Annotated in this window: 22 protein-coding genes and 1 pseudogene; 10 read left to right on the top strand and 13 right to left on the bottom strand. The window is 63.0% G+C overall.

Annotation, left to right across the window (positions count from 1 at the left end):
* A complete protein-coding gene (lpdA, locus tag GEU84_RS14700) occupies positions 1–1377 on the top strand; it encodes a dihydrolipoyl dehydrogenase (RefSeq protein ID WP_152827383.1) in 1377 nt (458 codons plus the stop codon).
* A 135-nt stretch (positions 1378–1512) separates the two neighbouring features.
* Here the strand turns inward: lpdA and GEU84_RS14695 are convergent, their stop codons facing one another.
* Positions 1513–2706: an FAD-dependent monooxygenase gene (locus GEU84_RS14695; protein WP_338144807.1), complete on the bottom strand. Its 1194-nt coding sequence runs from the start codon at positions 2704–2706 to the stop codon at positions 1513–1515.
* 270 nt (positions 2707–2976) lie between these two features.
* Between GEU84_RS14695 and GEU84_RS14690 the strand changes: the two genes are divergently transcribed.
* Both GEU84_RS14690 and GEU84_RS14685 read left to right on the top strand, forming a co-directional pair.
* Entirely contained in the window at positions 2977–4020 is a 1044-nt protein-coding gene (locus GEU84_RS14690; protein WP_152827379.1) for a cupin domain-containing protein, read from the top strand.
* An 80-nt stretch (positions 4021–4100) separates the two neighbouring features.
* Entirely contained in the window at positions 4101–5090 is a 990-nt protein-coding gene (locus GEU84_RS14685) for an ABC transporter substrate-binding protein (protein ID WP_152827377.1), read from the top strand.
* Between the two features lie 56 nt (positions 5091–5146).
* Here the strand turns inward: GEU84_RS14685 and GEU84_RS14680 are convergent, their stop codons facing one another.
* The 10 genes and pseudogenes from GEU84_RS14680 to GEU84_RS21465 form a co-directional block, all read right to left on the bottom strand.
* On the bottom strand, positions 5147–5998 hold the full coding sequence (locus GEU84_RS14680; RefSeq protein ID WP_152827375.1) for a fumarylacetoacetate hydrolase family protein: 852 nt from the start codon (positions 5996–5998) through the stop codon (positions 5147–5149).
* A gap of 232 nt (positions 5999–6230) precedes the next feature.
* On the bottom strand, positions 6231–6986 hold the full coding sequence (locus GEU84_RS21470; RefSeq protein WP_152827373.1) for an IclR family transcriptional regulator domain-containing protein: 756 nt from the start codon (positions 6984–6986) through the stop codon (positions 6231–6233).
* Positions 6937–8115, bottom strand: coding sequence for an alcohol dehydrogenase catalytic domain-containing protein (locus tag GEU84_RS14670; RefSeq protein WP_152827371.1), 1179 nt, complete (start codon positions 8113–8115; stop codon positions 6937–6939). Before GEU84_RS14670 ends, GEU84_RS21470 begins: the two co-directional genes overlap by 50 nt.
* A gap of 12 nt (positions 8116–8127) precedes the next feature.
* Entirely contained in the window at positions 8128–9426 is a 1299-nt protein-coding gene (locus tag GEU84_RS14665; protein WP_152827369.1) for a TRAP transporter large permease, read from the bottom strand.
* Complete coding sequence (locus tag GEU84_RS14660) at positions 9426–9914, bottom strand: TRAP transporter small permease (RefSeq protein WP_152827367.1); 489 nt, start codon at positions 9912–9914, stop codon at positions 9426–9428. The genes GEU84_RS14665 and GEU84_RS14660 overlap by 1 nt, the downstream gene beginning before the upstream one ends.
* 28 nt (positions 9915–9942) lie before the next feature.
* On the bottom strand, positions 9943–10923 hold the full coding sequence (dctP, locus tag GEU84_RS14655; protein ID WP_152827365.1) for a TRAP transporter substrate-binding protein DctP: 981 nt from the start codon (positions 10921–10923) through the stop codon (positions 9943–9945).
* 48 nt (positions 10924–10971) lie between these two features.
* Positions 10972–12429, bottom strand: coding sequence for an aldehyde dehydrogenase family protein (locus tag GEU84_RS14650; protein ID WP_217438580.1), 1458 nt, complete (start codon positions 12427–12429; stop codon positions 10972–10974).
* An 857-nt stretch (positions 12430–13286) separates the two neighbouring features.
* Positions 13287–13511 (bottom strand): hypothetical protein, encoded by a 225-nt coding sequence (locus GEU84_RS14645; RefSeq protein ID WP_152827363.1) that lies wholly within the window; start codon positions 13509–13511, stop codon positions 13287–13289.
* 73 nt (positions 13512–13584) lie between these two features.
* Positions 13585–13752: pseudogene (locus tag GEU84_RS14640) on the bottom strand (IS5/IS1182 family transposase); the annotation flags it as partial.
* A gap of 90 nt (positions 13753–13842) precedes the next feature.
* Positions 13843–13977 carry a hypothetical protein gene (locus GEU84_RS21465; RefSeq protein WP_338144810.1) on the bottom strand — a complete coding sequence of 45 codons (135 nt, stop codon included), beginning with the start codon at positions 13975–13977 and terminating at the stop codon, positions 13843–13845.
* Between GEU84_RS21465 and GEU84_RS21145 the strand changes: the two genes are divergently transcribed.
* Positions 13919–14149 carry a hypothetical protein gene (locus GEU84_RS21145; RefSeq protein ID WP_338144806.1) on the top strand — a complete coding sequence of 77 codons (231 nt, stop codon included), beginning with the start codon at positions 13919–13921 and terminating at the stop codon, positions 14147–14149. The two genes, GEU84_RS21465 and GEU84_RS21145, sit on opposite strands and share 59 nt — an antisense overlap.
* A gap of 219 nt (positions 14150–14368) precedes the next feature.
* Here GEU84_RS21145 and GEU84_RS14630 read toward each other — a convergent pair whose 3' ends face one another.
* Positions 14369–15031, bottom strand: a complete 663-nt coding sequence (locus GEU84_RS14630; RefSeq protein ID WP_174539894.1) for a TetR/AcrR family transcriptional regulator — start codon at positions 15029–15031, stop codon at positions 14369–14371.
* 147 nt (positions 15032–15178) lie between these two features.
* Between GEU84_RS14630 and GEU84_RS14625 the strand changes: the two genes are divergently transcribed.
* From GEU84_RS14625 to GEU84_RS14600, 6 genes are all read left to right on the top strand, one after another.
* The gene (locus GEU84_RS14625; protein ID WP_152827360.1) at positions 15179–15694 is read left to right on the top strand and encodes a cupin domain-containing protein; all 516 of its coding nucleotides are present in this window, start codon (positions 15179–15181) and stop codon (positions 15692–15694) included.
* A 24-nt stretch (positions 15695–15718) separates the two neighbouring features.
* Complete coding sequence (locus tag GEU84_RS14620) at positions 15719–16432, top strand: DUF4386 family protein (RefSeq protein WP_152827358.1); 714 nt, start codon at positions 15719–15721, stop codon at positions 16430–16432.
* 37 nt (positions 16433–16469) lie between these two features.
* Complete coding sequence (locus GEU84_RS14615) at positions 16470–17453, top strand: NAD-dependent epimerase/dehydratase family protein (protein ID WP_152827356.1); 984 nt, start codon at positions 16470–16472, stop codon at positions 17451–17453.
* A complete protein-coding gene (locus tag GEU84_RS14610) occupies positions 17453–18259 on the top strand; it encodes an alpha/beta fold hydrolase (protein ID WP_174539892.1) in 807 nt (268 codons plus the stop codon). The genes GEU84_RS14615 and GEU84_RS14610 overlap by 1 nt, the downstream gene beginning before the upstream one ends.
* A gap of 82 nt (positions 18260–18341) precedes the next feature.
* A complete protein-coding gene (locus GEU84_RS14605) occupies positions 18342–18764 on the top strand; it encodes a hypothetical protein (protein WP_152827352.1) in 423 nt (140 codons plus the stop codon).
* On the top strand, positions 18761–19744 hold the full coding sequence (locus tag GEU84_RS14600; RefSeq protein WP_174539891.1) for a cytochrome-c peroxidase: 984 nt from the start codon (positions 18761–18763) through the stop codon (positions 19742–19744). Before GEU84_RS14605 ends, GEU84_RS14600 begins: the two co-directional genes overlap by 4 nt.
* A gap of 109 nt (positions 19745–19853) precedes the next feature.
* Here the strand turns inward: GEU84_RS14600 and GEU84_RS14595 are convergent, their stop codons facing one another.
* Positions 19854–26507, bottom strand: coding sequence for a calcium-binding protein (locus GEU84_RS14595; RefSeq protein WP_152827348.1), 6654 nt, complete (start codon positions 26505–26507; stop codon positions 19854–19856).
* Positions 26508–26812 lie beyond the last annotated feature (305 nt).

The raw sequence follows: 26812 nt of genomic DNA, 5'->3' as shown, positions 1-26812 counted from the left end.
ATGGACCAGATCACCTGCCGGATTTTGGTCATCGGTGGCGGCCCCGGCGGCTATGTCTGCGCCATCCGCGCCGGGCAACTAGGGCTTGATACCGTCCTCGTCGAAGAGGCGGCGCTTGGTGGCACCTGCCTGACCGTGGGCTGCATCCCCTCCAAGGCGCTGATCCATGTGGCCGAGGAATTCCACCGCCTGTCGCAACTGACCGCGGCCGCCGTGGCTGGTGTCCGCGCCGGGGGGGCGGCCCTCGACCTTGCGGCGACGATGGGCTGGAAGGATGGGATCGTGCAGCAGCTGTCGTCAGGCGTAAGCGGGCTTTTGCGGAAGGCCAAGGTCCGGGTCATCCAGGGCCGCGGCGAGTTGCGCGACGGCAAGACGGCGGATGTGGAGACTGCGGAGGGCCGGGTTTCGATCCGCTGCGAAACGCTGATCATCGCCACGGGGTCCGAGCCGGTAGCCTTGCCCCATCTGAACTTCGGTGGCGATATCCTGTCCTCGACCACCGCACTGGCGCTGAATGCGGTGCCTGCGACGCTGGCGGTGGTGGGCGGCGGCTATATCGGGCTGGAGCTGGGAATGGCCTATGCCAAGATGGGTGCCAAGGTCAGCGTGGTGGAGGCCGGACCGCGCATCCTGTCCGCCTGGGATGCCGAGTTGACCGCGCCGCTACGCCCCGCGCTGGAGGCTTTGGGGATCACCGTCCTGACCGAGGCAAAGGCCGGTGCCCATGCCGGGAAAATGCTGTCGGTCGAGCATGCCGGATCGGTCCTGAAAGTCCCGGCCGAAAAGGTTCTTGTCACCGTGGGCCGCAAGCCGCGCAGTCAGGCCAACGGCATCAAGGGCCTGCAACTGGACATGGCTGGTCCTTTCCTGAAGATCGACGCGCAATGCCGCACCTCGATGGCCGGGGTTTATGCCATCGGCGATGTGACGGGCGAACCCATGCTCGCGCACCGCGCCATGGCCCAGGGCGAGATGGTGGCAGAGCTTTTGGCCGGGCACCGCAAGGCATGGGACCGCCGCGCCATGCCCGCCGTCTGCTTCACCGATCCTGCAATAGTCTCGGTCGGCCTGCTGCCCGATCAGGCACCGCAAGGCGCAAAGGTCGCTACCTTTCCCTTTGCCGCCAATGGCAAATCGCTGACCGCCCATCGCACCGATGGCTTTGTCCGCGTCGTTGCCGATCCGGCAGGCCGCGAGATCCTGGGCATTCAAGCCGTGGGCGCGGGCGTTGCCGAATGTGCGGGCGAATTTGCGTTGGCGATCGAGATGGGCGCGACCCTGGCCGATGTGGCCGCGACCATCCACGCCCATCCCACCCGAGGCGAAGCCTTTCACGAGGCGAGCCTGCGGGCACTGGGGCGGGCCTTGCATCTGTGACGCCACCCGGATGGAGGAAAGGGCACGGGCCTTGAGTTGGACGGCCCCAAGACAGGCCGTTGTCTTTATTCGATTTCGTGTTTTGCCTTCACGGTTTGCGCGACATCGGGCAAGCGGACGGGTGGCAACCTTGCCCTAAACGCCGCCGATGGCCGCTACGCGTTGATCGACGCGATAGTCGTAGAGCCAGCTCATATGGTCGTAAAAGGCAGGGTTTGTCATGTTGGCGAATACGTCATCGCGCGCCGCCGCCGCCGCGCCGCCGGGGTGGAACACATTGTCCCCGATCAGCCGCGAGCCGATCTGAACACGGGCCGTCCGGGCCTGACGCTCGCGGGAATAGTCGGCTGCAATGCTGGCGGTGTTCCGGCCGGACTCTATCAGGCCAGCCAGGCAGACGGCATCCTCAATCGCCATGCAGGCGCCCTGGGCGAAGTATTGCAGCGTCGGATGCGCGGCATCCCCCAGCAGCAGCACGTTCCCGTCCGCCCAGGTCAGAACGGGGTCGCGGTCGCACAGCACCCACCTTTTCCAGTCTTCACCCGCCGTGATCGCGCGCAACACAGTGTCGGACAGATGGCCGAACACGCGCAGCACATGGTCATTGGCGACCGGCTCTCCCGCCACGGGGCGATCGTTCGCTTCGTGGACTGTTGCCACCAGATTGAACGACTTCCATCCCTTCAACGGGTAATGGACCACATGCACCTTGTGGCCCACCCAGATGGTCATCGAATCCCATCGCAGATCCTCGGGCATCTTCTCCAGCGGAATGACGGACCGGAATGTAGAATGCCCGGACACGCGCGGCGGGCCGTCGCCCAGCATTGCCTCGCGGATCGCCGACCGGATACCATCTGCCCCGATGATGAGGTCTGCCTCCAGATCAGGGCGCCCGGCCAGATGAAGACGGGCACGTTCGCCGGTGCGTGTATAGCCGGTCACCCGATGGTCGGTGCGGATGTCAACCAGCCCCGTCGCCTCGGCGTTCCGCAAAAGCGCCGTGTGAAGATCGGCACGGTGAACAACGGCATAGGGATAGCCGAAACGCGCGCGGAAGGGATCGGCCAGATCAAACTGGCGGATGCGCCCCCCGGTATCGGCATTCATCAGATCGAACGCCTTGACCGTCACGGCGTCCCGCAGCAGAAGATCAGTCAGCCCAAGGCTTTCCAGCGCGTGAAACGCGTTCGGGCCCAGCTGAATGCCGGCACCGATTTCGCCCAGAACAGGCGCGGCCTCAACCAGGGTGCTGGCAATACCGTGCCGCGCAAGTGCCAGGGCCAAAGCGACACCGCCGATGCCTCCGCCTACGATAAGAATATTCACAATGGCCCCCGTCCTGTTCCTGCCTGGGCATCTGGACCACCCTCGGCCCACGCGCCGCGAGAGGAGTCCCCAGAGACAAAAGACTGCATAATTTATCGTAATGCAAGAAAAATGTGTGGTTATGCATGCGCATCGCGTCGGAAAGCCTCGGCTCTCCCAAGGCCAGCAAGCGGACAGCGAGTGCCGAGCCAGCGCAAATACAAGACAAAATTATTGTAAAACGATAATTCATGTGTATCTTGAGCAAATCCCATGATTTGGAGAGTTGCCATGACACAGACCGAAATCGCGCCGTCCCGCCTTGAGGACTTCATGACCAGGCTGCCCCCGCTGGCGCTGGCGCCGCTCTGGGAAGTCTTGAAGGGGCTGGTCCCGCCGGAACCCAAGAGCAAGGCGCGCGCGCATTTCTGGCGTTACCCCGAGGTGCGCGAACTGCTGATGGAGGCGGGTGGCCTGCTGACCGCCGAAGAGGCGGAGCGGCGCGTGCTGGTGCTGGAAAACCCGGCCCTTGCCGGTCTGTCACGGATTTCCAACACGCTATACGCCGGGTTTCAACTGGTGCTGCCGGGTGAGGTGGCCCCCGCGCACAAGCACACCGCACAGGCGATGCGCTTCATCATCGAGGGCGAGGGCGGACATACGACCGTCGCGGGCGAGCGCACCTTCATGCAGCGCGGCGATTTCGTCGTGACGCCAAACGGCGCGTTCCACGATCATGGCACAGATGGCAAGACGCCGGTCATCTGGCTGGACGTGCTGGACGTGGTGATGGTCAACTTCTTCGAGGCCGCCTTCAGCGAGGAGTTGGGCGATCACGGCGTCCAGAATGTCCGCCTGTCACAGCATGCGTCGAACAACCGCTGGGGCAAGGGGATGCTTCCGATCCGCAAGGACGCGCCTTACGGCCTTGCCAGCCCGGTAATCTCATACCCTTATGACCGCAGCCGTTCGGCGCTGATGGGGGTCAGTCGCGACTGGGACATCGACGCGCATCACGGATTCCAGCTGAAATATGCCAACCCGAACGATGGCGGGTGGGTCATGCCGACGATGGCAACGTGGCTGACGCACCTGCCGGCCGGGTTCCAGACGAAGCCCAGCCGTTCGACCGATTCACAGATCGTGCTGGTGTCCGAAGGGTCAGTCACCTTGAAGATCGCCGAAACCGAGGTGACGCTGGAAGAGAATGACGTGGCCATCATTCCAAGCTGGAAGATGCGGCAGATGCAGGTCAAACAGGATACAATCCTGTTCTGCGCCTCGGATCGCGCGGCGCAAGAAAACCTTGGTTTCTGGCGCGAGGAGCTGGCCTGAGCCAGACGATCCGATCCCGGACACCGGCAGGGGCTGGATCGCCCGGCGACACGACTCAACTGCGGAAGGACAAGCCACCCATGGCCAAGCTGGCACTTTCGATGGCGTTGCACCCCTATGATCGCACACAGGCCATTCTGGATGGGACTGTCACGGTCGAAGGCTGCTCGGTCAACACGATCCCTCTCGGCGCGGAAGAGGCATTTGCCCGCGCCATCGGATCGCAGCAGTTTGATGTCACCGAGATGTCGCTTGGCAGTTACCTGGTGCAGAGCGCGTCAGGCACGGCAGAGTATCTGGCCATTCCCGTGTTCCTGTCACGCAGCTTCCGGCATGGGGCAATCTATGTCCGCGAGGGGAGTGGCATCGACAGCCCCGAAGACCTGCGGGGCCGCCGTGTCGGCGTGCCAGAGTATCAGATGACCGCAGCCCTTTGGGCACGCGGTCTTTTGCAGGACGATCACGGCATTTCGGCTGGCGATATCGCGTGGACAACGGGTGGGCTGGAGCAGGCCGGCCGGCACGAGAAGGCACCGCTGCGGCTGCCGGAAACGATCCGCGTCACATCGTGCGGACCGTCCGAAACGCTGACCGGACTGGCCCAGCAGGGTCAGATCGACGCGATCATCTCGGCCCGGGCACCATCTTCCGTGGGTCAGCCGGGCGGCATGCGGCATCTTTTCCCTGACCGTCGCGCGCGCGAAGAGGATTATTTTCGGCGCACCGGCATCTTTCCGATCATGCATGTGGTTGCCCTGCGCCGCAGCCTGGCCAAGGCCCATCCGTGGCTGGCCCAATCCCTGTTCAAGGCGTTCAGCGCTGCGAAGGCGCGGGCGATGGACGGGCTGCGCGAGGTGGGCGTCTTGCAAGTGATGTTGCCGTGGCTGGCCGATGATCTGGCCCGCACTCAGGCCGTGATGGGCAGCGACTTCTGGCCCTATGGGGTCGGACCAAACCGCGCCACACTGGAAACCGCCGTGCGGCATGCGCAGGAACAGGGGCTGACGCGGGAGCGTGTCCCGGTCGAGGCACTGTTCGCCCCCGGATCGGGGTCAGACGTGAAGATCTGAACCACGATCGCGGGTCAGTCAGCGGCCCCGGTCTGCACCGGGGCCTTGGCAGGATCCTAGCGCACGGTGACTTCCATCGTGCCGATGCCATCCATGCGGGCCACCATCGTATCGCCGGCCTTCACCTCGCCCACGCCTTCCGGCGTGCCGGTAAAGAGGATGTCGCCGGGGTGCAACGTATACCAGGAGCTTGCCATCTCGATCAGTTCGGCCACGCCCAATACCAGATCGCGGGTATGAGCCTTCTGCCTGACCACACCGTTCACCGTCAGTTCAAAGCCGAGGGCGCCCGGATCGGGGATCTCGTCCGCCGTGACCAGCCACGGCCCAATCACCGAATAGCTGTCCAGCGACTTGCGGAAGCTGCGGTCCTCCGGACCGCGCACCGTCATGTCAAGGCCGATGGCATAGGCCGCGACATGGGCCAACGCATCCGCCGATGACACGTTCTTGCAGGTCTTGCCGATCACCACCGCAAGCTCGATCTCGTGGTCGTTGCGGCGCTGCCCATCGCCAATGACAACCGGCGCATCGGGCCCGATCAGCGATGACGTGGCCTTGAGGAACAATCCGATCTCGCGGATCTGCTTCATATGGGCGGCATTGCCGTGGTTCAGGTCTGCCTGGTCCCGGACTTCCTCCAGGTGCCGCGCGTAATTCACCGGTGCGGCCACCAGCTTGCCCGGATTGCACAGCGGCAGCCGCAGTTGAACCTGGTCCATCGGTATTACCGGCTTTCCAGAAATGTCGATCCGCGTCACGATCTCTGCCAGACCCGCGATCATCACGTCATGGGCAGGATAGGGATAGGATGATCGGGGCAGGTCGGCGAATGCAGAGCTTACATCGACAACGCCCTCGGGCGTCACCACCCCGAACTTGCCCTCGTCATAGCGGCAGATTTTCATTTGATATCGGTCCCAGGCTGAGTTGATGGCCAACGCAGCAGGCTGCCCGGGCCGGATCGTCGCTCTCCCCGGCCCGCCCTGCATGCTGCGGATCTTGTGAGCCAATTTAGCACGACTTTTATCGTATAACAATAATTTTTATGCCATTTGGCGAATCTTGACCGTGCTATCGCATTGCGCATAGAGGGTGCGATACGATGCCCGGCAGGATCACCGCATCATCCAAGCGGCCTTACTGGCTGCGCCTCTGCGCGGCGTTGATGCGGGCGGTCGCCGCGATGACGAGATCCTTCAGCCGGGCGATGGTGGGGCCATCCATGTGTTCCGCTGTCGAGGCGAAGCCGAGGCTGCCAAGAACGGTATCGTCGGCGGCGATGATCGGGCTTGCGAGCCCGACAAGCCCAGGATCCAGCTCGCCATAGGTGACGGTTCCGCCCCCGCGCCGGATCACGCGCAAGGACTGCTTCACACCCTCCCAGTCATCGCCCAATCCCGCGGCTGCGAAACGCCCCGGATCCTGTTCGAAAAACCCCTTCACGATGCGCGAGGGCAAACCGGCCAGAATGACCTTTGACGCCGCCCCGCGGTGCAACGGCATCAGCCGGCCCCGCTCATAACTGACCATCAGCCCCGACTGGTTCACCTCTTCGGACAGAAGGCACATCACCTGATGGCGGAACAACCTGCACAGCAAAAAGACCCCGGGGATGGCAACCTGATCCTTGATGTCCTGAATGACCTCTGCGGCGGGCACGATCAGCGGGTCTGTCAACCGCATGCGCCGGTCCAGCATCACGATAGTCGGCCCAAGAACATACCGACCGGGACTGATCGCCGCCACAAGACCGGCCTCGTTCAGCGCGCGGAAATATGGATAGACGGTGCTGGCCGGAACACCCAGTTCGGCGGCCGCAGCCTCGACCGTCCATTCGACCCTATCACCGCCGAACAGGGCGAATGTCGCCATCAGTTTGTCGGCCGTACTCACGGACACTGTCTCCCGGCATCGCGTTCGGAAAAATCACCGGCTTCATTTCACGCAGCTCTGCCATGCCGGCCAGTGCCGCTCCAGTCTCTTCCAGAGAAAAACTACTAGAGATCATTGTGTCAAAGGGAAAGTCATTCCTGCGAAGGTCCAGAAAGACCATCGCCTGATAGAAGTGACGAGCCTCGGCCATGACCGGAAAGCTCATGCGGACTCCCTTGAACAAAAGCGCGCCCGGCATCCCGATCTCTGCCCCGCTGGACGACGCGATCTGCGACAGCCGCCCGCCCGGCCGACACATGCGCAGCGCCTCGACGATTGCTGCGCCGCTGGCGCAGTTGATGACGATATCCGCCCCGCGACCGCCGGTCTGGGCCAATACCCAATCCACACGCCGTCCCGCATCCGGCTCTTCGTCAAGGTTCAGCAGCCTATCGGCACCCCAGCCGCGCGCCACATCCAGTCGCCGCTCGGGCGCGCCAATCATCAGCTTCCTGCCAGCCCCCCGGTCGGCCGCGACGGCCAGCGCGTAAAGGCCAAGCGGCCCTGCCCCCAGCACAAGAACCGTCTCGTGGCTTTCGATCGCGCCAAGCTGCTCCATCGCATGCATCACCGTGCGCAGCGCGCAGCTACCAGATGCCGCAACCGCCGGGGATATGCCATCGGGCACGCGGATCAGGCTGGCGGACGGCGGCACGATCTGATGCCGCGCGCAGCCACCGCGCAACTGCTCGGGTTGCCAGTGGCCATAGCTGATCACCCCGGCGCAAAACGAGGTCTGCCGGGTCACGCGGCAGTAATAGCATTCGCCGCAGTGCCCATAAGACGATATGACGCGATCTCCGGGCCGCACCTCGGCGCCAAGGATGTCGCGCACCGGGCCAGCGGCTTCTTCCACCGTGCCGCAGATCTCGTGGCCGGGAACGAATGGCAGGTGCAGCGGCTTCAGGAACGCTTGATCCTTGCCGCCTTCACGCAGCGCCCCTTTCCATCGACCGATATCGGTCCCGCAAAGCGTTGCCGCATCCACCCGCAGCAGCGTGCTGCCCGTTTTCATCGGCGGTAGCGGAACATCCATCACTTCGGTCGGCTCGCCGAAGGCGGTGATCACGGCTGCCTGCGTCTGTTGCATCGCCGGTCTCTCTCAATCCGAAACAAAGGTCACAAGACCGGGGAATGTGCCGATGATCACCATGGCAACGATGAAGATCAGCACATAGGGCACCGCCGCGCGGAACAGGTCGGTCAACCGCACATCGGGCACGATGCCTTGCAGCACAAACAGAACATAGCCCGCCGGTGGCGCAATGGCGCCAAGGCTGATGTTGATCAGAAACAGCGTCCAGAACCAGAGCGGGTCGAACCCCAGCACGGGCAGAAGCGGCAGATAGATCGGGATCAGGATCAGCATGGTCGCGATCTCGTCCAGGAACATGCACAGGACAAAAGGGATCGCCAGAAGGATCAGAAGCATCAGCCCGCTGCTGAGATCGAGCCCGGCGATGAAATCGCGCAGGATCGTGCCGGTGCCGCTGAAAGCCAAAAGCTGCGAGAACAGCTGTGACGACAGCATGATGACCATGATCATGCCGCTGACCATGACTGTCGAGGCGGTTGCCTCGTAGATCATGCGCAGGCTCAGCTTGCCGAAAAGGGCCGCAACACCCATCGCGCCAATGGCACCGATGGCGGCAGATTCGCTCGGCGTGGCAAGACCAAGGACAATGCTGCCCATCACGACCGCGATCACCACCGAAAAGGGGACGAGCTGCCCGATGGCCACGACGACCTGGCGCCCGTCAGGCCGCTGCACCGGCGCGTCATCGGGTGCAAGCGCCGGGTTCAGGCGGATCCTGACATAGATATAGACGAGGAACATCCCTGCAAGCATCAGCCCCGGAACGATCCCCGCCGCGAACAGATCGCCGATCGACACCTGCGCCATTGTGCCCACGATGATCGCCATCACGCTGGGCGGAATGATCGGCGCAAGACAGGCACCGCCGATTGCGGCGCCAAGCGTCATCTGCCGGTCATAGCCACGCTCGGTCATCACCGGCACGACGGTGCGCCCCAGCATTGCAGCCGCCGCCATGGCGGATCCGGAAAGTGCCGCAAGGATCGTCGAGATCACGATGGTCAAAAAATACAGCCGCCCCGGAATGCGTCCGACCAGGGTGTTGACCGACCTCACAAGCTGATCCACCGCATTGGCACGGAACAGGACTTCGCCCATCAGGATGAACAAGGGCAGCGTGACAAGAGGAAGCGAGGTTGCCGTATCTGTCAGGCTGTTCACGAACATGCCGGTGCCAGCGGGCCCCACCAGCAGAAAGATCCCTGCGATGTTGCACAACAGAAAAGCCACATAGACCGGGACGCCGACGAAGAACAACACAAGCAGTGCCGTTACCAGCGCCGAGAAGGCAAGGATGGGGTCCATCAGACGGCGCTTTCCTGTTTCTGGTTAGGTCTGCCGGCACCGGCGTGAAGCAGATGGATCAAACAGCTGCCCAAAAGCCCGTGCAGGATGGCGGCCGTCAGCCACCATTTCGGAATGACAACGCCCGAGACGGTGGTGATGCCCTGGTCGATCTGCCGTTGCAGAACGATGACACACAAAACAGCGGCGATTGCACAGCCGATCCCGCTCAGCAGGTCTATGCCGCGATAGGTCATGCGCCGCGGACCTTGCGGAAGCGCGTCGACGACAAGGGTAATCGCGACATTTCCATTGCGCGCCGTGATGGCCGGAAATGCCGAGCCGACCATGAGGCAAAGAAGGTAGGCGCAGCTGTCCAGAACCCAGTAGGTCGGATGGCCGCTGCGCCGCATGACGATCTCGAACAGGGTAAGCAGCAGGATCATGCAGGTCGCCGCAACCGCGATCATGGTGCAGATCTGAATCCAGCGTGCGAAGATGCCTGACATGCTTGTTCCCCGGTTCAGTCGGTTATGCTCAGGGCGTCAGGCCAGCCGCGCGGGCAAGCTCGCGCAGCCGGTTGGACACCTCGGCATCGGTTTCGGACGCCGCGGAAAACAGCGTATCCGCCCAGATCTGGGGGATCTGCGCCGCCTTGTCTCCTCCGATCTCGACCACGGTCGATCCCGAAGCGATGAGGGCTGCTTCTTCTGCCTCCATGGCGGCCTGGAAATGCGGCTCTGACGCCAGTTCAAGGTCGGCCCCAACCCGCAGAAGTGCATCCTGCTGATCCGCCGGAAGCGCCTCGAACGTGTCCATGTTCATCAGCAGATAGTAGGTCGGCGTTCCAAACCGCGGCCGCACCAGATTGGTCGCGACCGAATTCCAGTCCAGCGACACCGCCCCCAGCAGGGGCCCGGCAGCACCCTGCACGACGCCCCGATCCAGCGCGGTATAGACCTCGCCGATAGGCATCACCACCGGTGCCCCGCCAAGTTCGCTGATCAGGCCGTGATAGACCTGGCTGCCCCGGATCGACATGCCGGTGAACTGCCCGTCCACCAGCGGGGCCGATGTCTGGATCTGGAATCCTAGCGGCACGGGCACCAGCGCAATCAGCTTCAGGCCCAGCGTATTGTAGTGGCGATCGACTTCGTCCCATATTCCGGCCTCGCGCCGCTCGGTGACCGTGCCGCCGATGGCATCCACCGCAAAGGCTCCGCGCGTCGTGCCATAGTGATAGGCCGTATGCGTGAACAGCAGCTGGAAGACACCGGCACGCACCGGTTCCATCTGTTCGAAAGGCGGGACCGATTCCGGCCCGAAGGCGGTAACGCTGTGGCCCGGAAGCGCCGCCTCGAACTGGGGAATGAACGTCTCGGCAACAAAGGCCGCGACCGGCTCGGTCGAGGTGTCCCAGCTGCTGAGCATTCTGTAGGTTTCGGCGCGCGCACCTGGTGCAAGGCCCGTCAGTGTCAGCACAAGTGCAAGTGTGACCGGTTTGAACATGGTCTTCATTCCATCCTCCCAGTGGAATGGCCCCGTGTGGGGCCGGTTATGTCAAGATTAGCCCCGAAGTGAAATGTTGATCGCCTTGGTCAGCGTGTAGCTGAACAGCTCCTCGATCGATTCCTCGTTGCCAACGCCGCTGTTCCTGTAGCCACCGAAGGGCACGGCGGGGTAGTGCGCGCTGACATCGTTGATCCAGACATGGCCCGACTGCACCTGCCGCGCCGTGCTCAGCGCGCGGTCAATGTCATGGGTCCAGATTGCGGCGGTCAGCCCGAATTCGGTGCTGTTGGCGATGGCGATCGCCTCCTCGACAGTGCGCCAGCGGATCACCGACAACACGGGGCCGAACACCTCTTGCTGGGCAATGCGCGCATTCGGCTCCACCCCCGCAAAGACGGTGGGGCGCACCCAGTAGCCGCGGGTGAAATCGCTGCCGGCGGGGCGCGCTCCGCCCGATACCAGACGTGCGCCGTCATCCTTGGCCATCTGGATCATCGACATGACGCGCCGGTATTGCCCTGCCGAATTGATCGGACCCATGTCCGTATCCTCGCTCATGGGGTCGCCCACCCGGATCGCATCGACCAGCGCGGCAACGCGGTCCACCACGGCGTCATGGAGGCTTTCATGCACCAGAAGACGGCTGGTCGACCCGCAGGATTGCCCTTGCCAGGTAAAGTTCATGCCCCGCACCGCCGCCTGCGCGATCTCGTCGGGATCGCAGTCGGGAAAGGCGATGAAAGGATTCTTGCCGCCCAGTTCCAGCGACACCCGTTTCACCGAAACCTCGGCCGCGGCGCGCTGGATCGCCATGCCCGTCGGAACCGAGCCGGTGAAGGCGATGCGCCGGATACCCGGGTGACGAACCAGGGCATCGCCAGCCTCGCCGCCAAGCCCGGTCACGATGTTGAACACCCCGGGCGGAAGCGTCTCGCGGGCAACTTCGGCCAGAAGGGCCGTTGACAGCGGGCTGGTTTCCGAGGGCTTGACGATCACCGTATTCCCCGCCGCCAGCGCCGCTGCCGTGCGTGACACGGCAAACATCAGCGGGTGGTTGAACGGCGTGATCCGCACGACAGCACCGTAAGGCTCGCGCAGGGTCAGATGCAGCCCGCTTGTCGACGCGGGGATCGTCTCACCCTTCAGCTCATATCCGAGGCCCGCATAGTAATCGAGGCTGTCGACAGAGTATTTCACGTCATGGCGCATCGGCCGCACGGTATTGCCCGTGTCCAACACCTCGATTCGCAGGAACTCTTCGGCCAGGTCGGAAATCCGTGCGGCGAAGGCGCGCATGGCTGTGGCGCGCTCTGCGACGGAGATCGCCGCCCAGGCAGGAAATGCTGCATTTGCCGCTTCGACCGCCCGTGCTGCATCTGCCGCAGATCCGCGCGGGACGCGGCCGATAACAGTTTCATCTGCTGGATTGATACTCTCGATCCAGGCACCGTCGATGGCTTCGACGAGCTCGCCTCCGATGAGCATACGCTCTGCCAGCGTTACTTTCGCCACGGAAAGCCCCCCCCCTGCACTTGCCTCGCGCTGACGACTGCCAACGCTCCCTTTGACCAAGGCTAATGCACTTTTTATGGATATGCAATAATTTTATTGCCTATTCTGTGGCGATCTTTCCAATCGCGAACATTGCACGCCCCTGGCGGCACCCAAGCGCCTGCGCATTCCTGACGCTCAAGCAACGGGGCCAATATGCCTGACCGCGCGGCAGAACGTCATGAGCGCGGGGTTCTGACACTATGCCCGACCCTGCCGTTTCATCGCCGCCAGAACTCGGCATGGCAGCAAGGACCCAAGTTTCAACCACGCGCCCCGGCCACGGCGTTGGCGTCTGCCGGTGAAGCCGGGATGTCGGGATCATCCTTATTCGATGGCTACTTGCCCTGCGTCTGCATCAGGCCGATGGAATGTCTGGTCGCCTGGCGGATGGTCGTCGCAACGACCCTTTTGAATGAGGGCAATCTGGCGCTGCGTGAGGCCGCAAGTCGCATCGGCCACCGATCGGCCAGCACAATCAAACCCGCCTTCCACCGGCATGTCGGCGTGCCCCCGGCTGCTCATGCACGCTGCCGGCCTTGTCAGCAAAGCGGCCGCAGAGCCGGGATGACGCTGCCTCGGGGTCAACGCACAGATCTGCGCAGCTTCCAGGGCATATGCCGCGATTCTGACGGCTGGCGACTTTGTCGTTCTCGGATATTAGTAGCTATTGCAGAACTTAAATTGATTAATGTGCATAATAGATGGATAATGCAGACCACTACCATACGTCATGTCGCCACCAAATAGCCCTGATAAGTTGCGCTTATCGCGCTTAATAGCCTTGCCAAAGGAATTCCTGCCCGGGATGCGGGGCTTTATGCCCTTGACCGCATGTGCTGTTGATCGCTTTGTTCGCAGCCGAGGGTCCGGCCCGATGCCTGCATCCCCCCGACCGGCCGTTCCTGCCTGCGTCTCGAAAAGACATGCGCACCTTTTCGGATTTGATCCGGAGGGAATTCGAAGCCTGCATCGCCGACATGCAGGATTTCCATGTTCATGTGTGATCCGTGTGCGCGCAGCACGGGGGCAAGACGCGTCATCACTTTTTCCATTGCCGCAGGGTCTGTTGCACAAATCAGCTGAGGGCCGAGGCTCCCCTTTCCCCAGACGGACTTATCCCACAGCTTCCGTGACAGGGATGCCGAGCGCAGTGAAGCCGTTCAGGACGGCAACGCGCAGTTGGAGTTCTGCGACCTGACGGTCGAAGTCCCGGGCGGACAGGCGCTGCCCCAGCAGTTTCACACAGTGCATCTTGGCCTCTGCACGGCTTCGTCGGTGATATAAGCTGGCCAGTCCCGGGTCTTGTGGGTCGCGGGTGTGGGTCTGCTCATGACGCCCAAGCTACCACGCTGGATTCACAAGATGAATCCCTCACGAGATTTGTGCAACAGAGCCCACCGTAGTTCCCCGCCCCATCGCACTGATCACCACGCTGTCGGCGGATGGCGTGCCCAATGCAAGATCGTTCAGCTTCTTCAACATCCTGACCCATGATCCCGCGATCATGGCCGTGAGCATTGAATACAAGCCCGACGGCACACCGAAGGACACGGCGGCGAATATACGGCATCGCCTTCCGGGCCGCGCCTCAAATCAACGTGCCGCAGGATCCGCCGCCACAGGTTCGGGTCCAGCGTGGCGAGCGCGCCGACGTCGCCGTTTCAGGCGATGCCTTTGAATTCGTCCGCAGCATCCGCGTGTTGCAAATCCAGTTCAGTCAACGCCAAAGCCGTGACGGCGACTGCATCATCTCGGACTCCACACACCTATCTTGGTGCCCACGAAACAAGCTGCCGCACAGAAAGCAAACGCTTGGCTAGACTCTGGCCCGCCTATCCCTTCAACAAAATCTGCCGTCTGCCCCAGAGAACAGTCTGGGCCCGTGTCGACCGAGTGCTCATGGGGCGTGATAAACACCCTTAACAAGGGCGCGGACAGCTGACTCGATCCGCGCCCAAGTTGCTTCGTCCCTGGTTTCAAGTCCGATGACACTACTCGATGTTCGACCGGCGAGAACAAAGTAGCTGATGCCAGAGACAATCAAGGCGTTGATTGCAGGGGCATCGACACCCTTTGGGGGCCGCAGGTCACCGCGGGCGCGGGCCATCCATGCACCGAGCGCCCGCGCGCGTGCCGCGGTGATCGCGGCGACAGGACTTGATGCATCGGTCAGTTCCCAGAGAGCACATTGCTGGGCCAGCGGTTCGCTGCGCATGATTTGAACCAACCTGAGGGCAAGAATTTCCATCAAATCGCCATAACTTTGTTGTGGCGTGGCCGGTGCATCCGCAAGCAGCTTGTTTTGCCACCACTCGGCCAGGCGTTCGCCAAGTGCCACAAGCAGCCCGTCGAGGCCCCCGAAGTAGCGATAGATCAACTGCTTGTCGACGCCCGCGGCCCGCGCCACGGCATTGACCCCGAAACCCGCCGACCCCTGCTCGGTCAGGATAGATTGGGCGGCATCAAGTATTCGCCGCTCGGTCGCGGCCCGATCACGGCTGCGATCCTTGACAAGTGCCGCGTCGTTTGGGGCTTCCGGGCTGCTTTCGTTGCCTTCCATGACGCTCTCCTGTCGTGTCACCGACTGGAGATAATCCGCTCGGCGCATTCGCGCAACCCGAGTGTGCAAATTTGTCTCCACATGGTGACTTTACATGTCACCGTATAGTGACGTATGCATGTCACCACACGGTGATAAGGGGAAGCGATGAGCGACACAGTGCTGAAGAACGCGGTGACACGTGATGTGGTCACACTCAAGTCCCCCCACCCGACCCGGAAACGGAACGCTTTAGTGTTCACGACAGAAATTCCAGCCGGGGCGGCCGGAAGTCCGCTGCACCGCCATTCCCATCTGACCGGGACCTTGGAGGTGCTGGAGGGCTGCGTGACGTTCCAGGTCGGCAAGACTGAACGTGTGCTTGCGGCTGGGGCCAGCATGTCGGTCCGCTCCAAAACCCTGCACGGCTTTTGCGACGCGTCGAACTCTCCTGCGGTCTTGCGCCGCACCGCTACCCCTGGTGTGGGGTTCGAGCAGTTTTTGCGCGGCATGCAGGCCTCGGCTGAAGCCGGACGCGCCAATGCCGCCGGGATGCCGCGCGATCCGCGGCGGCTGCCACGGTTGCTGCTGGACACCAATCTCCACTTTTCCGGCCTGCCGATGGGCTTGCAGCGCGTGCTGTTCAGCGCCTTCGCGGCACTGGCCCCCGACACAACTCATTGAATCCTTCATCCGAAAGCAACCATCATGACTGATCGTTCCCTCATTCTCGGCCTTTCTGCTATCGCAATGGCCATCGGATTTAACCTGCCATACGCCAATCTTGTCGCGATCTATGACTATCCCGACATTCTGCGCCGCCCGGCAGCCGAGGCTCTGTCACGCTTTGCCGACGGCGGCGCACCGCTGATCCTGACCTGGCATGCGTTTGCTTGGGCAGCCCTTCTGCTTGTGCCGCTATCCATCGCATTGGCACTGACACCTGCAAACCGTAGCACATCGGATCGTCTGGCGCTCTTCGCGGCGATCACTGGCGCCTTGTCAGGCGTGGCGCAGGCCATCGGGCTGTGGCGTTGGGTGTTCGTGATCCCCGGCCTTGCGCAGCGCCATGCAACTGGGGACGCAACCGCCAAGGCCGCCGCCGAAGGGGTGTTCGACATCCTGAACACTTGGGGCGGTGTGGCGATTGGCGAGCATCTGGGCCAATGGCTGCTGGTGTTTTTCGTGTTGGCCCTGTCGGCGCTGCAATGGCGTCAGGCTAAGCGCCTGACCGGCGGCATCGGTTTTGCCACCGCGATCACCATCGGAATCGGCACGGCCGAAGGGCTGGCCATCGCCCTGGGGCGTAACGGCGATCTCTTTTCGCTTTTCACCATCGCCGGGTTTCTCGGGCTGTCGCTGTGGCTGATCCTGATCGGTTTGCACCTGCTGGGCGCGCTGCGGCACCGCGCCGCCGCCTGACCCGAATCTTCACCCTTCACATTTGGGAACCCGTTCGATGACTTCGCTTCACCTAGTTCTTGGCAGCGGGCCGCTGGGCCTCGCCACCGCCCGTGCACTCCTTGCCCGAGACCACACCGTCCGCCTTGTCAACCGCCGCGGGGCTGTTGAAGGCCTGCCGAACGGGGCCACGGTGGTTACCGCCGACCTGTCTGATGCCGGTGCCATGCGCAATGCCGCCATGGGGGCAACTGCGATATACTTCTGCGTGCAGCCACCCTACCACCTTTGGCCCACCGAGTTTCCCGCCCTGCAGGACAACGCCATCCGGCTGGCCGAGGCGGCGCGGGCAAGGCTGGTCGTGGCCGAGAACCTCTATGGCTACGGGCCGGTCGACGGCCCGATGACGGAAAAGACGCCGTTGATCGCCAGAACGCGCAAGGGATCGACGCGCGCTGCCATGCACCGCGCACTGCTGGCCGCTTTTCAGGACGGGCGGATCGACATGGCCGTGGCGCGCGGCGCAGACTTCTTCGGCCCCGGCGTCACGCAGGCGGCCCTTGGAGCCGAGGTATTCACGGCGCTGCTTTCCGGCGCATACGTGCGGGTGCTGGGCAACCCTGACCTTCCCCACAGCTACACTTATGTGCCCGACTTCGGCACGGCGATGGCCATTCTGGGCACCGACCCGCGCGCCAGCGGCGGCGTGTTTCACGTGCCCAATGCCCCAGTGACAACCACCCGCGCGATGATCCGTGAGGCGGGCGAGATCGCCGGCCTTAACCCCCGGATTCAGGCCATCACGCCTTGGCAACTGCGGCTCTTGTCGCTGGCGATCAAGCCACTGCGTGAGATGGTCGAACTTTCGTATCAGGCGACCCGCCCTTTCGTGGCCGACCACGCAAAGTTCGTGGCGACCTTCGGCGACATCGTCACCCCGCGCACGCAGGCGCTTGCGGAAACGCTGGCGAGTCTGCGGCCTGCAGCAGACCTCAGACTGCGAATTCCCGTGCAATCCACCGCCGAATTCGGAGCCCGATGATGACCCATCTTCATATCAACGGGGCGAAGCTTTTCGTTCAGGACAGCGGCGGCCCGGGTGAGACGATCCTGTTCATCCACGGCCTGATGCTGCCCAGCACATCCTGGCATGCGCAGGTTGACCGCTTTCGCGCGACCCATCGCGTGATTGCCTATGACCTGCGCGGGCAGGGGCGATCCGAGATGACCCCGCATGGCCTTGACCTCGACAATCTGGCTGAGGATGCTGCCGCCTTGATCGAAACGCTGAGCTTGGACCGGGTGCATGTCGTCGCGTTTTCCATGGGCACCTTCATAGCCATGCGGCTTGCGGCGCGGCATCCGGCGCTTGTGCGCTCGCTGACGCTGATCGGGCCAAGCGCGGAGGCCGAAGAGAGGTCGAACCTGCCGCGCTACAAGGCGCTGATCGCCTTTGTGCAGTTGTTCGGGCCCGGCCTTGCCGCGGGCCCGCTGATGAAGATCCTGTTCGGCAATACCTTTCTGGCCGATCCTGCATCCCGGATGACACGCGAACACTGGCGCGGCGTGCTCCGCGGTCTGCCGAAAACCTTGTCCCGTGCGGCCGCCGCATCTGCCGGGCGGCAGGCCATCCGTGACCTTCTGTCCGCCATCACCGCGCCGACGCTGATCGTTTCGGGCACCGAAGACCGCCCGATATCGCCCGAAAGGGCGGCCCGTGTTCACCACGGCATCGCGGGATCCCGTTTTGTGCCGGTTCCCGCAACCGGCCATGCCGTCATGATCGAGCGGCCCGATGCCTTCAACACGATGCTCGACGGCTTTCTGCGCGAGGTTGAGGCCGGATGATCCCGCCAACCCCGCTTCCCCTAAATCAGACCATCCCCCCCTCTGGTGCCCGCACAGCGGCCCGAGCCTTCAAGGAAACACCATGCCGACTCTGAACCGATTGAACGCCGCTGCTGCCTTCGCACTGCTTGCCGCCCTTGCCGCCTGTGCGCCCAATTCTGGCGGCGTTCGCGGCTATACCGCCTTTGCCGCTACCGCCCAAGTCACGGAAATTGACGCCGATGTGCCGCTTCAGGGCTTTGCGAACTGTTTCCGCATGCGGGCAACCTTCTTGCCCTTCAGCACCTTTGTTCAGGGCGTCGATCGCTTTGTCTATCAGCTTCGGGCAGAGGATCTTTGGCTGGAAGAGATGATTGTCGCCCCGACCAAATCCGGCGGCATCACAGGTGAATTGCGCGTCTCGGGCATCTATGACGCCGGATGGCGCGAAATTCTGGAACGGGACCGCCTGCCCGCCCTGGCCGCCTGCCAGACCGAGGCAGGGATCGCACAGGTGTCGAAATGATCCGGAACTTCTCTTTCAAGCAGACCGCAGACGCCTTGGTTCTTGCTTTTGCCACGGCCCTTGTTATGCCCCAAGCGGCCTATGCCGATGGAGATCTGTCCGACTTCGCCCGCCCCGCAGGGATCCCGTTTCCGGCAGAAACCCCCTATACGCCGGAACGCGCCGCATTGGGTCAGCGGCTGTTCTTCGACCCGCAGCTTTCGGCCGATGGGGCGACCTCCTGCGCCTCGTGCCACCAGCCGGAAAAGGGGTTCGAGGACGGGCGCAAAACGGCTGCCGGGTTGCGTGGGCGCACCCTTGCCCGGCATACGCCGACACTATGGAACGTAGCCATCCAGACGGCGCTCTTCTGGGACGGGCGGTCCCACAGTTTGGAAGACCAGGCACTGCGTCCGGTTTCCTCCACGGTCGAAATGAACCTTGATCTCGGCCTGCTCGTCGCGCGGCTGTCGGCGGACAGAACCTATGTGGCGGCCTTTGCCGAGGCGTTTCCCGACGACCCCGCGATTTCCCCGGACACGGTGTCGCGGGCGATCGCAACTTATGAGCGAACCCTGATCTCCCCCCTGTCCCCCTTTGACCACTATGTGGCTGGCGACGAAAACGCCCTGTCCGAGGAGGCAAAGCGCGGCTTTGACCTGTTTACGGGCAAAGCCCGCTGCGCCACCTGCCACACCGGTTGGGCCTTCACCAATGGCGGTTTCCACGACATTGGCCTGACCGATGATGATCTAGGACGCGGTGCCCTGACCCTGCGCAAGTTCGACGAACACCGCTTCCGGACACCCACCTTGCGCGAGCTTCTGTCGCGTGCCCCCTACATGCATGATGGTTCGCTTGCGACGCTGGAGGCCGTAGTCGATCATTATGCCGACCACCGCAAACCCCGGCTATTCGCGCTTGGATCGGTCAAGCTGTCGCCGACCGAGCGTGCCGACATTGTGGCATTCCTTGAAAGCCTGAACGGCACGACACGATGATATGGGCACGGGCTGCAATGACGAAGGAGCCCCCCTGTTCTGTCCACTCCCCCGCCAGGCCGTTGCCGGGACGCCGCCACGGAGAACCATGGCGGCGTTGAGATGTGCATCACATAAAGCCGAAGTCATCGACAGTCAGGTTCAGGGCTGCGCCACCGGAATTGACGCGGGCCAGATCAATGCTGCCAGACAGACCAACCGCCGCCAGATTGAGCGACACAAGGCCGGTCGTGCCATTCCAGACAACAGCATCGGCGGCGGTTCCGCCTTTGCTTTGCAGGAATGTCACCAGATCCGCCGACAGGGCGATGCGGTCTTCGCCTTGGGCAAAACTGTCGATCTGGTCGATCCCGGTATTCAGATCGGCGCGGGCAAAGACAAAGACATCGGCACCCTGCCCTCCGTTCAGCGTGTCCTGGCCCGCGCCGCCGGTCAGGGTGTCATTGCCCTGGCCACCGTGCAACCAATCATTTCCGATGCCACCGAACAGCGCGTCATTGTCCTGATTGCCGAACAGGCTGTCATCCCCGGTATTGCCCATGAGCAGGTCGGCGCCTGTGCCGCCCATCACCGTGTCATCGCCAACCCCGCCATCCAGCGTGTCCAGCCCCGCCCCGCCATCCAGCAGATCATTGTCCTTTCCGCCATGGGCCCAATCGTTGCCGTCACCGCCAAAGAGCTGATCGTTCTGCTGACCGCCCAGCAGGCTGTCGTCCCCGAACCCGCCCACCAAAAGGTCTGCACCATCGCCGCCCGACAGCGTGTCGTTGCCCAGTCCGCCATCCAGCAGGTCATCCCCGGCATCCCCGGTCAGCATATCCGCGCCTTCGCGGCCCGACAGCAGGTCGTTGCCATCGCCGCCCGACAGGGTGTCGTTGCCGAGGCCCCCGTCCAGCGTATCTTGACCCGCGTCGCCAAGCAGCGAATCCGCCTCTGCACCACCCACCAGAAGGTCATCGCCCAGACCGCCGGACAAGGTGTTCTGCCCGTTGCCCCCCAGCAGGATGTCATCGCCAGCATCGCCTGCAAGCTGGTCATTGCCGTCACCGCCGGTCAGCAGGTCATTGCCGTCGCCGCCGAACAGGCTGTCGTTTCCGGCACCACCATAAAGCATGTCGTCTTCGCTCAGCCCAAAGAGCTGGTCGTTGCCGTCATTGCCATGCACCTCGTCAAGGCCCTGCCCGCCGTTGACGGTATCGTCACCGGCACCGCCCATCAGCGTGTCGTCATCCTTGCCGCCGTGGATCCAGTCATTGCCGGTGCCGGCGGTGATCAGGTCGCCGCCCTGACTGCCAAGGAGGCTGTCATTGCCATCGCCGCCATGGATCACGTCGGCACCAAGTCCGCCGGTCAGCGTGTCATCGCCATGGCTGCCGGTCAGCAGATCGTCATGCGCCGAACCGATGATGCCTTCGATGTGGCGCAGCACGTCGCCTTCGGCATCGCCGCCCTCGCCGGTTCCGGTCAGCAGATTTACCGCGACGGCAGCGCCAGATGCCTCGTAAGACACGGTGTCACGGCCCTGTCCGCCATCCATCGTGTCGGCCCCTGCACCCGCAAGGAACAGGTCGTTGCCATAGCCGCCTTCGATCTCGATGTTCTGCCCGTCAATCCCGCGCAGCGTGTCATTGGCACCTGTGCCGACGCGGATGGCCGTCACGGTCTGCGTGGTTTCCACCGTCGCCGCCGGATCGGGGTTCAGGGCCTGCGCAGCGCGCTGCATCGCGGCCGCCACATCGTCCAGAGATGTGACGAACAACAGTTGCGGGAAGTTGCCGACAAAGTCGAAGAGTGTGATGCGAACGTTGCCTTCCACCCGGTAAAACACCTCGGGCGTCGTGCTGGCCGCGACCAGCAGATCCACTGGCGGCACACGATAGTCGGGGCCGTCAACAAACAGACCCGTGCCGACTGTGATGCTGGGCACGGCCGATGTCACGGCCCCGCCCGCTGCGCTGTGCGGCACAAGCAGTTCGATGCGGTGAAGCCCGGGCGACAGGTCCAGCGCCGCCATTCCCGCTTCGTCGGGCATGACCAATACGCCGTCAACGCGCAGCATCATGCCTGCGGGCCCATCCAGGGTGATGATCGTCCTGTCATTCGGCCCACCCTTGTTGGTATCGATCAGGCCGGTGTAGCTGACAAGGAACGTGTCGGGTGCGGCGGTGGTGCCGAACAGCGATGCCGGATCAAGGTCATAGGCCACGCCTGCCGCGGCAACCCCGGGCTGGACGATCGGCGCAGGATCGGCATCGCCCACAAGCACGGTGTAGTTCAGCGCGCGTTCGTTCGGCTCCACAATGTCGATGCGGACGGTCTCGGTCACGCTGGTGCCAAAGCTGTCGGTCAGCGTGAAGGTGATGTCGCGCGTCGGCACAGGGGGCACGGCGGTGCTGGCAAAGGCGATGCTCTGGATCAGTTCGTCGATCATCGCCGCCGTGGCATTCGCGTTGAACGTGAACGCAATTCCGCCCGGCCCATAATTGACAAGGCCAACCTCGTTGCCGCTTGCACCGTGGCGAAGCACGTTGCCGATGCTGTCGGGCGTCTCCTGGAACCCTTCGGTCGGGCTGCTACCGTGCAGGATCGACAGCGAGTCACCCATGACCCCGCCGCGAACAAGCAGCGTTCCGCCGTCAAAGCTGCTGTCGGGGGCGGTAAAGGTCACATCGCTGTCGATGGCGCGCGGCGTGGCTGCATCGGCGGGCAGGATGCGGATGCTGTTGGCCAGATCGGCGATTTCCGGCGGGTTTGCCACGCGGACGGTGATCGTGCCGCTGGCCGTCTCGTTGTCGCTGTCGGTCGCGGTGATCGTCAGATCGCGGGTGACGGGCGCGCCCGGCCCGGCAAAGAAGATCAGGTTTTCGATCAGGCGCTCGATCAGGGCCGCGTCGGTTGCCCCGGTAAAGCTGATTTCGAAGGCCCCGTCCGGCGTCGTTCCCAGCGTGCCGATGGGATTGCCATTTTCCGTCAATGTCGAACCGTTAATGGCGAAAGGCGCGCCGCTGTCATGCCGGATCGAGATTATGTCGCCCGCCGCAGCGCCGCTTACGGTCAACGTGCCGCCGTCATAGTCACGGAATGGCGCGGCAAAGCTGACGTCGGCATCAAGCACCTGCGACATGGCGGCCTGCGCCGGGCTGAAGGTCACGGCCTCGGCAAGGCCGGTGATGACCGCACCGGGAGCATCCACCGTGACGGTGATCGTGTCGCGTGAAACCACGTTCGCGCCATTGGTCAGGGTGATGCCGAGGGTGCGCGACGGATCGGGATTCGTGGTGGAAAATCCCAGCGATTCAAGGATGGCTTCGACCGAGATTTGGCTGATATTGAACGATGCGTCCAGTTGCAGCACCAGATCAGCGCCATTGCCGCCAGTCCAGGTGCCCAGCCGGATAGTGCCTCCGAAAGTGCTCCTGTCAATGAAGCCACCATTTTCAATCACATCGCTGGGCACAAGCCGCAGATCGAAGGGGTTGAAATCCACAACGCCCAGACGGTCGCCCGTCTCCAGCCCCGAGACGGTGATGGTGGTGCCGTTGTAAGTGGCGGCGGGAATGGTGACATCGTCGTCGAGCCGCAGCAGGCTGTTGCCCAGGATGTAATCGGCCCGGTCGTTCAGCCCCTCGATCAGCGGCGGCGTAACCGTCACGGCGATCTTGGCCTCGGCGATAACCGTGGGTGTTGCGGTGTCGCGGCCAGCGATCAGGCTGAGCCTCAGGTCGCGGCCGGCCGGCGCGGGGTCTGTGCCCGTGGCAAGGCCGATGGCCTCGGCAATCGCCTCGACGGCGGCGACGGTGGCATTGCTGTTCAGCGTGACGACAAGCGGGGTCTCGATCAGTAGCTCTTGCACCCGTTGCGCTGTGCCGCCGAAAAATGTGCCAACGGCCAATCCATTGAAGAAGATTGTGTTTTCGATCGTGTTCAGCGCGCCGCCTTCCTCCAGCACAATGGAAAGCACCTCATTTTCCGTCGCAACCCCCCTGACCATCAGCGCCGCGCCGTTGAAATCCAGGCCCTCGGGGATGTTCAGCGTGATGTCGGAATCCAGCACGGTGGCGGTGATCCCGGCGGGGATCGTCACGGTCGGGGCGACATCGGTAAAGGTCGCGTCGCCGATGGTCACGGCCACAACGTTCTGCGACACGGTGGTGCCCGCGCCGTTGACCAGCGTGATGGTCAGGTCACGCTCGGCGGCAGGGGTTTCTGCGGTGTTGCGGAAGGTCAGGGCGTTCAGCACCGTTTCGACATTGCCGCGGCCTGTGCCGTTGTTGAAGGCAAAGACGATCTGCCCTTCTGACCGCGTGAAGGTGCCGATGCGGCTGCTGCCCAGCACCAGCGCATCGTCAATCAGCATGATGTTGCTGGAGGGCGGGGCATTCAGCCCGATCTCATCCCCCGCAACCAGCCCTGTCACCGTCAGCGAGCCGCCAAAGGTCGACAGCGGGTCGGTTTCGGGGATCGTCACGGTGGTGTCGATGTGCTGGGCGATGGCGGCCGTGGCGATGTCATAGCCCACCGCCTCTTTCAGTGTGTCCAGCCCGGCAACCAGGCTGATGCCGACTTCACGGCCGGCAACAGTGTGGCCCGTGGCGTCGTTGATCACGATTGTCAGGGGTGACGGCGCGCGCAGGTCGGCAGCCGCGTTCGCATACTGGATATGTTCGATCAGCGCCTCGATCACGGCGGCAGGAACCCCCGCGCCAAGCGTGACGACAAAGTTGCTGGGCGGGGCAATGCCGCTGGCCGAACCGGGCATATAGGTGCCAATCGCCTGCCCCTCATAGCGCAGGGTCGCGCCGTCCACCGCAAATTCGCCCGGTCCGTCGCCCTCCAGCCGCAGCGTCACCGCGTCACCCAACGCGAGGTTGCGCACCTGGATGGTGGCATCCTGGGTGTCAAATCCGTTCAGCCGCACGCTGACGTCACTGTCGATCACTTGCGGCTGGGTCGCGATGGACACGCTCCCAAACAGCGCCGAGGCTGACACACCGAAAAGCTGCACCGCACCGTCAGGCACGATATGCACATCGACGGTGCCGATAGTGTTCCCAAGGCCGTTGATTGACAGGGTCAATTGGCGCGTTTCATCCGGCGTCACAGCTGTGCTGCCGAAGGTCAGGTTCTGGATCAGGCTGTCGAGGGTAGCCTCGCGATCAACGTGAGACCCCAGATTTATTTCGACTCTGCCGGGTGCCGTGAAAATCTCAGCAACAAATGTGCCCGTTCCCGCATCCAGGATCTGATCGTTGACAACGGTGTAGGGGCTGCCCAGACCCTGATTGATGCCGATGAAATCCCCGTCACGCAGACCACTGATGCCAAGAAACGCGGACGGTGCTCCGACCGCCAGATAAAAATCAACATCTGCGTCGATGACCGCCCCGGTGGCCGCATCGGCAGGGCTGATGACCACTTCGGACACCAGGTTTTCCAGCGTGTAAGGATCAGACGACAGCACGGTCACGGTATCCATCCGCACCGGCCCGCCTGCGGTGCCGAGCGTGAAGGTCAGGTCTCTGCTGGGCGCTAGGGCCTCAGAGGTGAACAGCAAAGCTTCGATGACCCGTTCGACCAGCGCGGCATCCACGGGGTTCAGCGTGCCGAAATCGATCTGAAAGGTGAACAGCCCGCCGCCCGCGTCGACCCGCTGGTATGAGGCAAACGTCGCCCCATCAAATGCAAGTTCTCCGCTGGTCTCGTCAAACGGGATGTTGGTCAGGCCGTTGCCAGATGGGGAAACACTGTCGAATTCACCCAAACCTGAAACAGTAAGCTGACCATCCGCATAATCCCCGGCCTGAACAGGCGCTATATCGGTGTCGATCAGCACACTGATGTTTTGCGTGCTGCTGTCGACACGCAATATGTCCCGCAGCCCGTCGATGCCGGGCAGAATTCGCACGGTCGCGCTTTGCGCGTCAGACACGCCCAGGCTGTCGGTGACGGTAACGGTGATGTCCCGTGTCACGGGGCCGGTGCCGGTGGGGTTGGCGATGGTCAGGTTCTGGATCAGATTGTCGATCACCTCGACCCCCACGTCGCCGGGGAAAAAGACGGTCATGCTGCCCTGCGCGAACGACACATTCCCGACCACGATGGGCCGGGCACCCAGACTGTAGAAAAGGGTCGATCCGTCCAGCGAAAAGAGGCTGCTCGCGCCGGTAAAGATGCCTGCCACATCGCCCTCGGCCAGCCCCGAAAGCACAACCGAGCCATTCTGGAACGTGGCCGTGCTGACGGTGAAATCAACGCTGCCGTCTAGGATGACCGGGCTGCGCGCGGCATCTTCGCCGACCGTCAGGCCGTCAAGCCCGGCCAGATCAAAGCCGGGGTCGAAAATCGTGATCGTCGTGTCACCTGTTGCAGTGTTGACGGGTGTTTCCACCGTCAGCGTCAGATTGCGGGTCGCGGATGTGGCTCCATCGGTTGTCGAGAATGTCAGTGCCTCGATCAGTTGCTCCAGACGCAGGCCCACCGCCAGAAATCCCTGGTTGAAGCTGACAACGAATTGACCGTTGGCCTGCCCGACGCTGCCCAGGATCCCGAACTGGTCGCTCAGGACGCCATTGTTGACCGTCAGCGGCGACCCAGCGGCGAAACCGATCGTATCACCCGCCATCAACCCCGAGAGCGTGAGCAGGTTGACATCCGAAGGATCAAACCCCTGCGGCAGACTGATAGCCATGTCGATCACTGTCGGCGTTCCGCGATCAGCGAACGGGATGGACAGATCGTCGAAGTTCTGGATCTCAAACGGCATGGGACACTCTTTTCAAGGGTTCTGGTTGCAACGGATGCGGGAGGTTACGGCGGCGCAAAAGTTGAAGTTTCAGGGCGGGACAGGCATATTTTTTTGCCGGCTTTCTTGTTTTGTTTAACGAACAACCCTGAATTGCGCCGTCAGCTCTTTTGCTGCGAATTGGGGTGTTCGGACGAGACGGGTTGCAGACCGGAGCCATTCCTTCCGAGGCGCACAATAAAAAGGAACGGGCCACGAAAGTGGCTCGCGCCCTGCGCCTTTTGGCGCGTCATGTCAGGATGCAGACCTCTTGATCCCTCCGGCCT

It is taken from the genome of Fertoeibacter niger, assembly GCF_009380135.2.
Lineage (GTDB): Bacteria > Pseudomonadota > Alphaproteobacteria > Rhodobacterales > Rhodobacteraceae > Fertoeibacter > Fertoeibacter niger.
The sequence above is the reverse complement of the archived record's forward strand: the minus strand, read 5'-3'. Positions and strand labels throughout refer to the sequence as shown.

Excerpts from the sequence above, each read along its gene's own strand:
- lpdA (WP_152827383.1), top strand. The coding sequence starts at position 1 with ATGGACCAGATCACCTGCCGGATTTTGGTCATCGGTGGCGGCCCCGGC.
- GEU84_RS14690 (WP_152827379.1), top strand. The coding sequence starts at position 2,977 with ATGACACAGACCGAAATCGCGCCGTCCCGCCTTGAGGACTTCATGACC.
- GEU84_RS14685 (WP_152827377.1), top strand. The coding sequence starts at position 4,101 with ATGGCCAAGCTGGCACTTTCGATGGCGTTGCACCCCTATGATCGCACA.
- GEU84_RS14680 (WP_152827375.1), bottom strand. The coding sequence starts at position 5,998 with ATGAAAATCTGCCGCTATGACGAGGGCAAGTTCGGGGTGGTGACGCCC.
- GEU84_RS14670 (WP_152827371.1), bottom strand. The coding sequence starts at position 8,115 with ATGCAACAGACGCAGGCAGCCGTGATCACCGCCTTCGGCGAGCCGACC.
- GEU84_RS14665 (WP_152827369.1), bottom strand. The coding sequence starts at position 9,426 with ATGGACCCCATCCTTGCCTTCTCGGCGCTGGTAACGGCACTGCTTGTG.
- GEU84_RS14660 (WP_152827367.1), bottom strand. The coding sequence starts at position 9,914 with ATGTCAGGCATCTTCGCACGCTGGATTCAGATCTGCACCATGATCGCG.
- dctP (WP_152827365.1), bottom strand. The coding sequence starts at position 10,923 with ATGAAGACCATGTTCAAACCGGTCACACTTGCACTTGTGCTGACACTG.
- GEU84_RS14645 (WP_152827363.1), bottom strand. The coding sequence starts at position 13,511 with ATGACGCGTCTTGCCCCCGTGCTGCGCGCACACGGATCACACATGAAC.
- GEU84_RS21465 (WP_338144810.1), bottom strand. The coding sequence starts at position 13,977 with ATGATCGCGGGATCATGGGTCAGGATGTTGAAGAAGCTGAACGATCTT.
- GEU84_RS14630 (WP_174539894.1), bottom strand. The coding sequence starts at position 15,031 with ATGGAAGGCAACGAAAGCAGCCCGGAAGCCCCAAACGACGCGGCACTT.
- GEU84_RS14625 (WP_152827360.1), top strand. The coding sequence starts at position 15,179 with ATGAGCGACACAGTGCTGAAGAACGCGGTGACACGTGATGTGGTCACA.
- GEU84_RS14620 (WP_152827358.1), top strand. The coding sequence starts at position 15,719 with ATGACTGATCGTTCCCTCATTCTCGGCCTTTCTGCTATCGCAATGGCC.
- GEU84_RS14615 (WP_152827356.1), top strand. The coding sequence starts at position 16,470 with ATGACTTCGCTTCACCTAGTTCTTGGCAGCGGGCCGCTGGGCCTCGCC.
- GEU84_RS14610 (WP_174539892.1), top strand. The coding sequence starts at position 17,453 with ATGACCCATCTTCATATCAACGGGGCGAAGCTTTTCGTTCAGGACAGC.
- GEU84_RS14605 (WP_152827352.1), top strand. The coding sequence starts at position 18,342 with ATGCCGACTCTGAACCGATTGAACGCCGCTGCTGCCTTCGCACTGCTT.
- GEU84_RS14600 (WP_174539891.1), top strand. The coding sequence starts at position 18,761 with ATGATCCGGAACTTCTCTTTCAAGCAGACCGCAGACGCCTTGGTTCTT.
- GEU84_RS14595 (WP_152827348.1), bottom strand. The coding sequence starts at position 26,507 with ATGCCGTTTGAGATCCAGAACTTCGACGATCTGTCCATCCCGTTCGCT.